Source organism: Streptomyces hilarionis (genome assembly GCF_024539675.1).
In the GTDB taxonomy this organism is placed as follows: Bacteria; Actinomycetota; Actinomycetes; order Streptomycetales; family Streptomycetaceae; genus Streptomyces; species Streptomyces hilarionis.
The window spans coordinates 1-417 of the sequence record NZ_JAHHIT010000466.1 but is presented as its reverse complement, the minus strand read 5'-3'; the positions used below and the strand labels follow the sequence as shown (position 1 = coordinate 417).

The window sequence follows — 417 nt, the reverse complement described above, 5'->3', positions numbered from 1 at the left end:
CTCTTAAGGCGGCCAATGGAGCAGGACCAATCAGACGGAAGTCACTGACATCCACCGGAAGATCAACTTTCTCCACCAGGCGCTGCATGATCCAGTAATAGCTACGTGCACTCGTGCGTTTTAGCCAGGAGTCGCCAGTTCGCAAGTCGCGTTGCATGTTCACAACGTCGTAACCCATCTGCCAATGATATACCATACTCGAGATGAGTTCAGGTGGATCCTGAAGGTCGACATCAATGAAGATCAATGCGCTACCGCGTGCATGGTCGATCCCTGCACTTAACGCAGCCTCTTTTCCGAAGTTCCGACTTAGGAACAGGCATCGTACATTTGATCCATCTTGATAGTGTCGAAGTAGGTCTGCAGTTTGATCGCTACTACCATCGTCGACATAGAGAATCTCGCACGAAACAGGCA

General features: G+C 50.4%; 1 protein-coding gene. It reads right to left on the bottom strand.

Translation table 11 applies throughout. From position 1 onward, the window contains the following. The coding region (locus tag KMS84_RS43965; protein WP_498066968.1) for a glycosyltransferase family 2 protein at positions 1 to 400 on the bottom strand (400 nt) is incomplete at its 3' end. Positions 401 to 417: the final 17 nt, after the last annotated feature.